We start from the raw sequence: 8,766 nt of genomic DNA, 5'->3' as shown, positions 1-8,766 counted from the left end.
GGCGGCCCTTTGTTCTGTAAAACCTATGGGGGGGGGGGCGCCCGGGTCCCCCGCCGCCCCGCCGAGCGGGCGCTGCGCTATCCCCTGGACGCGGTCCATGTCGCCTGCACGCTGTGGCCCGTCGGCGAGATGAGCTCGTTCGACCTGTTCTCCGCCGTGGAGGACGTCCGTACACACACGGTGTCGGCGCTGCGCGCCCGCGCCTCCCTCGTCGTACCGACGGACGAGCAGGAGGCACGTCTGTGGCTTGCGCTGCCCCGCAGGCCACACGACGGGATCGACACCTTCACACCACCGCAGGGGGCAACCCTGCACGCGTCCATCGGACGGCCCGGCGCCGACCTGACCGGCTTCCGCACCTCGGCACGCCAGGCCGCGCAGGTCAAAGAGATCCTCGCCACCCGGTTCGGCCCGGCCGGGGCGAAGGACGCCGATCCTCACTGTCCGGTCGGGCCGCAGTGGGTGCGGTACGACGACGTGGCTCCGGTCGCCCTGATGGCCGGTGACATGGAAGCCGTCCGTGAGTTCGTGGCCGCGACGCTCGGCGACCTGGCGCAGGCCGGCACTCGCCACGCCATCCTGCGTGAGACGCTGCAGAACTTCCTTACCCACCACCGCAGTTACGCGGCCACGGCCCAGGCAATGAACCTCCACCGCAACTCGATCCAGTACCGAGTGCAACGGGCAACGGCATTGCTGCCGGCAGCGGCCAAGAGTCTTGAGGACGACTTCCACGTCCGCGCCGCCCTCCTGGCAGCACACTGGCTCGGACGGTCGGTGCTGTTCTGACGCCGCCGTCGGCAAGGAGCTGCACCCCATGCAGGAGGCGTGGCCGGAGTTCGTCGCGGGCGCCGCGAAGTTCCAGGGCATGTCCGCGACGTCCCGTCGTCCGCCGCGAGCCGAGCGGGACTTCGCCGGCCTCGCCCGCGCCCGAAGACCTGCTGGGGTCGGTGTACGCGTACACCGACCCCTGGGACCGCCCGCCGGTCGGCGGCGGCGGCTGATTCCCCGGGGGTCAGCGAACGGGCAGCGCCAGTTCGGACGGGTCAGCCGCGGAGGAGCCGAACGACACACTGCTCCCCAGCGGGGTACGGCCTCCGTACAGCGGGTCCTTCGTGTCCAGGACCAGCGCCAGCCGGTGCCCGGCGGGCAGGTCGTACGCGGTGGCGAAGAGCGAGACGTCCAACGGGAAAGCACGGCCCGGCTTCTTGCCGGACCAGCTCTGCGGAGCGTGCGAGATCAGCTTTCCCACACCCAGGGCATTCACATCGTAGAGATAGCCGAACGCCGTGCCCTGCGACGCGGAGGCAGTGACCTTGGTGTGCAACCGTGCGGCGCCGCGGAGGTGTTGCACTGCCGCATAGGGTGCCGACTGCCACACGGCGGCGGAGGTACGTGGCAGCAGCGGGACGATGACGGTCGGCGGCAGGGCGGCTGCCTGGTCGAGCAGCCCGGACAGTTCGGCGACGCCGCCGTCCGCGCCCGAATTCGTGCCACCGGCGACCGGCTTCTGCCAGCCGGTCCGGGCGGCTTGGCCGAGCGCCCCGGTACCGCGGAGGTTCGGGTCGCCCAACCGCAGGTGTTCGGTTCGGGAACTGACGGCGCGCCAGTCCGGGTAGTTCTCGTGCGTGCCGTTCGGCCGCACCTCCAGTTCCACCGGCTGCCCTCGGCCGTCGCTGCCGCCGGTGCCCTTCACATGCTGATCGAGCCAGCGGCGCGCGCCGGTCCAGGTGGCGTTGTCCAGCCCCAGCAGACCCGTCAGCTCCTGTGTGGCGTGGTCCCCGGGGCGCAGTTCAAGCCGCTTGGGGCCGGTCAGCCGCTGGTAGAAGGCCGTCATCTCGCTGGGGTTGAAGATGCTGTCGCCCCAGGCATTGGCCAGGAAGACGGCCGTGCCGTGGGCGTTGATCCGGTCCACGTACGTGGCCGGGGACCTGGTGTGCGCCCATGCGACGACCTTGGGCAAGTCGTGGTCGCCGAAGAGGGCCGCCAGTATGCGTGCGAACTCCGGGCTCCTGCGGCCGGTGGGCGCCTGGATGGCGGCGAGCAGGGCGGCAGCTTGGAGGTGCCTCGTCTGCCCGCTGTAGAGCGAGTCGGTCAGGTCGCCCCAGCCGCTCATCGCGGCGACCGCCTTGATCCGCGGGTCGAAGGCGGCACCCATCAGGGTCAGGCCCCCGCCCAGGGAGAGCCCCACCATGCCGATGCGCTGCCGGTCGGCCGGTGTGCGGGCCAGGGCCCAGTCGATGACCGCGGACACGTCGGCCACGTCCTTGGGCCCCGCGACATCGACCTCGCCCCCGGAACGCCAGAAGCCGCGCACGGTGTAGGTAACGGCGATATAGCCGTCGGCGGCCAGTTGTTTGCCCTGGGCGATGTACTCCAGGTCGTTCTGCCCCCAGCTGGCCGGCTGCACGACCAGGGGGTAGCGGCCCTTCCGGTCGGCGCCGGGTGTGCCGGCGGCGGGGGTGAACACATCGGCCTTGAGGACGGTGCCGTCCTTCATCGGTATGTCGACGAGACGGAACGACGGTGTGGCGTGAGCGGCGGCCGCCGCGGGCCCGGGACGGGCGACCGCCGCCGCAGGATCCATGGCGAAGGTTCCGCTGAGGGCAAGTGCCATGACCAGCACGGCAGTTGTCATTCTGTGCCGGCCGTGGTGTCTGCCGGTGGTACGGCGGGATCGCGCCATCGATGCTCCATCAGGATCTGACCGCGGTGCCACAGTGATGACACTCATCCGGTGCGGTGGTTCGGAGCGTACGGGCGCATCATCGACCCTGGTGAGGCGATGATCAGCCAAAACTTACTCATGGGTAACGCTTCGTCGGCCGCGGGTCTGCGGCGGTGGGTCCTGAATCAGGCATGGAGCCGGAGTCGGGGTTCGATCACGGCGAAGCCGGCAGAGTGTGATCGCGCGGTGCCCGGCACGGTGGTGCCCTACCCGACGGGGCGGCGGTCGACCGGGGTGAGCGGGGCGCGGATGATCACCGCGGTACGGCGCGGCCCGGACCACGGGGCCGGCACCGCCTCGATCTCGTACGCCAAGCGGTAGGCGAGCGCCTCGTAGTTGACCCGCCAGCCACGGAACTGCGGCCATGCCTCTTCCGGCGTGCGCTCCATCGGATAGCCCTGGGACCTCATCCGCTCCACGCCCCGCAGGAAGTCCTCGTAGCCCAGCTGCAGCGCGTCGTCCGGGTGGGGATCACGCTCATAGGGGATGCCCTGGATGTTGGCGATCTCTCGCAGGCAGATGAAGCCCGCCCGAAGCGCCATCCGCACCTCGGCCTGCGGCTGGGAGGGGTTGAAGGACAGCCGCAGGGCCGCGGCGTCCATCACGGACAACAGGGCGATCAGCCAGTTGCGGGTCGCCTTCGGGGACCGGAAGTGGATCAGGATCGGGTAAGTGGTGTGGCTTTCGCTCACCCCGGCGCTCCAGCGCTCCCAGTTACGGAAGAGCTCGGTGAGACTGTCCATCAGATCGACCTGCGCATAGCGGGCAAGGATCTCCGGCCCCCAGGGCGGGCTCCCCGCTCGGGCCTGCAACAGGGTCACCTCGGTCTCCCTGCGCTGGTAGGCGCCGTAGAGCGCGGGCAGATAGCCCACCTGCAGGCCGATCACGATCGGGCCGGTGACCGCGGCACAGAAGTCGATCGCATTCAGCGTGACGCGGTTGCCGCTGGCGAACCCGAGCGTGAAGAGCGAGGAACCCGCCTCGATCAGCGCCTCCCTCACACTCAGCCGGCTCACCGCCGCCTCCAGCAGCGCATAGCCGACCATGAAGCACACCAGCCAGCTGATCAGCGTGACGACGACGGTCAGCGGCGCCATGGGGGCGAGCGTCCGGTCCTTGGCCTCCGCACTCGGCAGTCGGTCGGCCACCAGCCGGAACGGCCACTGCACCAGACGCTGGACGAACCGGCCGAAGCCGGAACGCGTCGGCCGGGGGACCACCAGCGAGTGCAGCACCGAGGAAAAGATCCCGAGCACGATGACGGCCCCGGCAATACCCAGCAGCACACGCACCGCAGTCCGCTCCTTCCGCACCCCACCTCGACGACGGAAGCGTACGGGGCGCCACCCCCGGGGCTCCGCCAACCCGGCGGCGACGAGCACACGCGCCGAAGCGAAATGCCACCCCCACTTGCCTAAAGGGATTAGGCAAATACATACTCGCTTCAGGCAGAAAGAAGGAAGGCTATGGCACGCGTAGGGCTCACCACGGAACGTCTGGTCCAGGCGGGGGCGGAGCTGGCCGATGAGGTCGGCTTCGACCAGGCGACCGTCTCGGCGCTCGCCAGGCGGTTCGACGTCAAGGTCGCGAGCCTGTACTCGCACCTGAAGAACTCCCATGACCTCAAGACCAAGATCGCCTTGCTCGCCCTGTCGGAACTCGCCGACCGGGCCGCCGCCGCACTGGCCGGGCGCGCCGGCAAGGACGCCCTGGCCGCGTTCGCCCACACCTATCGCGACTACGCCCGGAAGCACCCCGGCCGCTACGCCGCCGCGCAGTTCAGACTGGATCCGGAGGCGGCGGCAGCGAGCGCCGGCGGCAGGCATGCGCAGATGACGCGGGCGATCCTGCGCGGCTACGACCTGGCGGAGCCCGACCAGACACACGCGGTCCGGCTCCTGGGCAGCGTCTTCCACGGCTTCGTCAGCCTGGAGCTGGCCGGAGGGTTCAGCCACAGCGCCCCCGACTCGCAGGAATCCTGGGCATGGACCCTGGACCGCCTCGACGCCATGCTGCGGAGCCGGCCCACGCCCTGACCGCAGCCCCTCCGGCATGCGCAGGCCTCCGACCACACGGTCATGACGCATCGGCAAGCCTGAACACTCAGACACTTTGCTCAACAGGCTGGAACAATGAACGTCACACACACCTGGACCACCACGCCCCTCACCGCGGACCTCCTGCGTGGCGCCCTGGATCTGGAGCGCACCGAGCACGGTGTGCTGCCGCACCGGCTGCCCGCCCGGGCCCGCGCACAGTGCTCCGCGGGACAACTGGCGATGGCGGAGGCTCAGCCCTCCGGTGTGCGGCTGGTCTTCCGCTCCCGGGCCACCACCGTCGAACTGGACACGCTCCCCACCAAGTTGGCCTATCGGGGCGCCCCGCCCCGGCCCGACGGCGTGTACGACCTGCTCGTCGACGGCCGTCTGGCCGGCCGGGCCGGTGCGAGCGGCGGCAACGTCCTGACCATTGACATGATCACCGGTACCTCGGAAACCCGGCCCGGCCCCGTCGGCACCGTCCGGTTCACCGGCTTGTCCCCCGAGGCGAAGGTCGTCGAGATCTGGCTGCCGCACAACGAGATCACCCAGCTGATCGCCCTGCGCACCGACGCCCCCATAGCCGCCGTACCCGACCGGGGCCGTGTGTGGCTGCACCACGGCAGCTCGATCAGCCACGGTTCCGACGCCGAAAGCCCCACCACGACGTGGCCGGCGCTGGCCGCCTCCCTCGGCGGCGCGGAGCTGATCAACCTGGGTATGGGCGGCAGCGCCCTGCTCGACCCGTTCACCGCCCGCGCCCTGCGGGACACCCCGCCGACCTGCTCAGCATCAAGATCGGCATCAACCTGGTCAACGCCGACCTGATGCGGCTGCGTGCCTTCGGCCCGGCGGTGCACGGCTTCCTCGACACCATCCGCGAGGGGCACCCCACCACGCCGCTCCTGGTCGTCTCCGCCATCCTGTGCCCCATCCACGAGGACACCCCCGGCCCCTCGGCCCCGGACTTCAGCAACCTCAGTGCCGGCAAGCTGCAGTTCATGGCCGCGGGCGACCCCGCGGAGACCGCTGCCGGGAAGCTGACGCTCAAGGTCATCCGGGACGAACTCTCCCGCATCGTGCAGCAGCGCGCGGCCGACGACCCCCACCTGTACTACCTCGACGGCCGCGAGCTCTACGGCGAGGCCGACTTCGCCGAGCTGCCGCTGCCCGACCAGCTCCACCCGGACGCCGCCACACACCGCCGCATCGGCGAACGCTTCGCCGAGCAAGTCTTCGGCAACGGCGGCCCCTTCGCCGCCCAAGGCGCCTGAGCCCCGGCGCCGTCCCGCCGGACACGACGGGCGGGACGAAGCCGGAGAACACCCTCAAAATCCTGTGGGCGGGGCGACCGGTGCCGACGTGGGCGGCCTTGCGGTCATGCGGGGCGACGGATCGTGCGTGGCTTCATCAGCGGCCCCGACGCGGCGCTTCCCACCCATCCCACCACCAGCCCGGCCGGGCGCAGAGCCGATGTCCGCGGGAGACGCAGGGTTATGTCGACTGCGGCCTGGAACCGTGGGTGCGCAGTTCCTCGTTGATGCGCTGGGCTTCCTCCAGCTGGTCTTCGAGGATGACGATGCGGCAGGCGTCCTCGATCTTGGTGCCCTGGTCGACGAGTCCACGGGCCCGGGCGGCGATGCGCAGCTGGTAGCGGGAGTAGCGGCGATGACCGCCTTCGGAGCGCAGCGGGGTGATCAGGCGGTTCTCGCCGAGGGCGCGGAGGAAGGCGGGGGTGGTGCCGAGCATCTCGGCGGCCCGGCCCATGGTGTAGGCGGGGTAGTCGTCATCGTCGAGATTGTCGGCGGGGCGGGGACTGCTAGGGGGCATAGCACCTCTTCTTTCGGGGACGCATCGAGGGGCCCGGGTGCTGTACAGCACCCAGGCCCCGAGCTTTCAACACCATCTACCGGCAGACTGCGCCGGCCTTCTCTTTTCCGCTGGTCCGCCCGGGAGGGCGGAGGTGCGGGGATCGCGAATGCGTGACCGGGGACCACCTTCCGTTCTGGGGTCTGCGGTACCCGAGCGGTGTGTCCCTCGCCCGGGCGATCCTGATGGCGTTCGCTCCTTACTTCACTCGGTTACTCGGTCCTACTGCTGGATCCTGCGGTACTGCTCACGACCCCTGGGGCCGCTTGGCCCGGCAGTCAGTGACGGAACCCACCACTTCCGGCCCCGCCGCTCCACTGCCGTTCCACAACCTGCTTTGACCTGCATGCACGGCAGTTCATGTCTGCCGTGCCCTCTTTACTGCCTTGGCTACGAAAAAACACTAACCCTGCAGCCAGTGGATGTCTACTCTGACCGTGACAGATTTTCGTCAGAGCGGGAGTCTGAAGTTCTGCCGCACCTACGCCACGGAAACCCTCTCGGGAAGCTCCTCCGCCACGGGCAGGAATGCCGATGCATCTGACCGAGAGGCCCTGGTCCGGGAGACGGTGATCGCCCTGGTCACCCCGTACGCCGCTGGTGCACGTGCCGGGGACCTCCACTGCGGCGACACCGGCCCGCCTCCGGCCCAAGTACCCGGCCTCATAGCCCGGTGCACCACCGTCCACGAAGACAATGCCGATACCGATACCGATACCGATGCCGGCACATCCACGGCACGCGTGAGCGGGAAGAGCCCGACGCCTCGGCGGATGACTTCACGGACGAGGGGAGGGCGCGGGCTGAGCACGGAGGCGCTCAGGACATCGTCCGGCGGGGCGAGCCCGCGGGCTGCGCCGCTGGTCAGCCCGCCGGTACGACGTTGGTGGCCTCCACCGCGGGGCGCAGGGCCCGCGCAAGCTTGACGCCGTCGCCGACGGCCCAGAAGTGGGTGAAGAACAGACGGGGTTCGTCCCTCAAGCCGTGGTTGTGCAGCTCGACGAGCTGGGCCCCGGCACGCCGCAGCGCCACCAGGACGTCCTGGACCTCCCCGGCGATCATGGCGCAGTCACCACTGATCGCGGCCCGGCCGCCGCCCAGTGGCTGGAAGTTGAACGCGCTGGTCGATCCCAGGCCCGGGGGCAGTACCAGGTGGCCGTCGGTGATGGTCTCGCGGCGGACGAAGATGCACTTGTAGATTCCCTCGTCGACGGAACCCTTGGCGCCCAGCGCCGCATCGATGCCGGCGGTGTCCAGGTTGACGGGCCGCGGCGGAGCGGCCGGTCGCGGGCGCGGGGTTCCGGTGCGGTTGAACGCCGCGCGCAGTCCGCGGGCGATGGGCCCCGGCTCCTTGCCGTGCGCATGGACGTGGATCCACCAGAGATCGGGAATCTGGGAGAGCAGATGCTTGTGGATCGCGGTCTGCTCGATCCCGTGCTCATGCAGGGCATCGATGAACTGCTGCAGTTCGTCCTCGGTGACCACCACATCGCCCATCGCCAGCGTGCTGTCGTCGGCGTAACGGACGAAGGACACATGCGAACCCAGCGCGAGTGCCGGTTTGACGGCGATCTTGCGGGAGACCACCCGGAGGTCCCGGCGCGGCAGGCCCGTGTGGTACATCACCTTCCGCTTCATATCGCCTGTTGGGCTGAGGTGGTTGGCCACGTGCGTCCAGTCCGACAGGGTGGTGGGCACCGGCTTGACCAGCCCTCGGCTTCTCGCCTCGGCCACCCCGGCGGGAAGGGCGCGAGCGGGGGTCTGCGCCCCGGTCAGCATCGGCGCCAGGGCGGCCGCGGCCAGCACGCGCCGTCGTGACGTACCCGCTCGCGGGTCCTGCTGTCGCTCTCCAGCCATCATGTGAGCACCTCCATGACGAGATGGAAGCATGGCGGGCTGGAGACACCGTCATCCCCGCCACCGCTAGGGGCCAGCTGGGCTAAGCAGTCGTCATGACGGGTGAGGCGGCCGACTGCGAGGGCGGTCGGCGACCGTCGCGCACGGCCCCGCACAAGGCGTCGTAGGTGCCCGCCCGGCATCCTGGTAGGTGCCCGCCCGGCATCCTGACGTGCCGTAGGCCGGGTCATTGGCACGGACAACTTCACCGACACGATGCAGCATCATCACCAC

The 8,766-nt window shown here is 69.9% G+C and carries 6 protein-coding genes and 1 pseudogene; 3 read left to right on the top strand and 4 right to left on the bottom strand.

Annotated elements, in window-relative coordinates; genetic code table 11:
* Nucleotides 1-789, top strand: a 789-nt coding sequence (locus tag ACWGI6_RS04765; protein WP_453266123.1) for a PucR family transcriptional regulator, incomplete at its 5' end; no start/stop codon positions are given.
* A 226-nt stretch (nt 790-1,015) separates the two neighbouring features.
* On the opposite strand, the gene ACWGI6_RS04760 is transcribed toward ACWGI6_RS04765, so the two are convergent.
* Nucleotides 1,016-2,617, bottom strand: coding sequence for a CocE/NonD family hydrolase (locus ACWGI6_RS04760; RefSeq protein ID WP_453266122.1), 1,602 nt, complete (start codon nt 2,615-2,617; stop codon nt 1,016-1,018).
* 317 nt (nt 2,618-2,934) lie between these two features.
* Nucleotides 2,935-4,020 (bottom strand): hypothetical protein, encoded by a 1,086-nt coding sequence (locus ACWGI6_RS04755; protein WP_453266121.1) that lies wholly within the window; start codon nt 4,018-4,020, stop codon nt 2,935-2,937.
* Nucleotides 4,021-4,194: 174 nt separating this feature from the next.
* Between ACWGI6_RS04755 and ACWGI6_RS04750 the strand changes: the two genes are divergently transcribed.
* Both ACWGI6_RS04750 and ACWGI6_RS04745 read left to right on the top strand, forming a co-directional pair.
* A complete protein-coding gene (locus tag ACWGI6_RS04750) occupies nt 4,195-4,764 on the top strand; it encodes a TetR/AcrR family transcriptional regulator (RefSeq protein ID WP_453266120.1) in 570 nt (189 codons plus the stop codon).
* Between the two features lie 96 nt (nt 4,765-4,860).
* Nucleotides 4,861-6,041, top strand: a pseudogene (locus tag ACWGI6_RS04745) (GDSL-type esterase/lipase family protein).
* Nucleotides 6,042-6,261: 220 nt separating this feature from the next.
* Here the strand turns inward: ACWGI6_RS04745 and ACWGI6_RS04740 are convergent.
* Both ACWGI6_RS04740 and ACWGI6_RS04735 read right to left on the bottom strand, forming a co-directional pair.
* Entirely contained in the window at nt 6,262-6,597 is a 336-nt protein-coding gene (locus ACWGI6_RS04740) for a MerR family transcriptional regulator (RefSeq protein WP_453266119.1), read from the bottom strand.
* Nucleotides 6,598-7,500: 903 nt separating this feature from the next.
* Entirely contained in the window at nt 7,501-8,496 is a 996-nt protein-coding gene (locus ACWGI6_RS04735; protein WP_453266118.1) for a DUF1259 domain-containing protein, read from the bottom strand.
* Nucleotides 8,497-8,766 lie beyond the last annotated feature (270 nt).

Source organism: Streptomyces sp. NPDC054786, from assembly GCF_053611685.1.
Note: the sequence above shows the minus strand (reverse complement) of the source record. Positions and strands in the feature narration are given on the sequence as shown.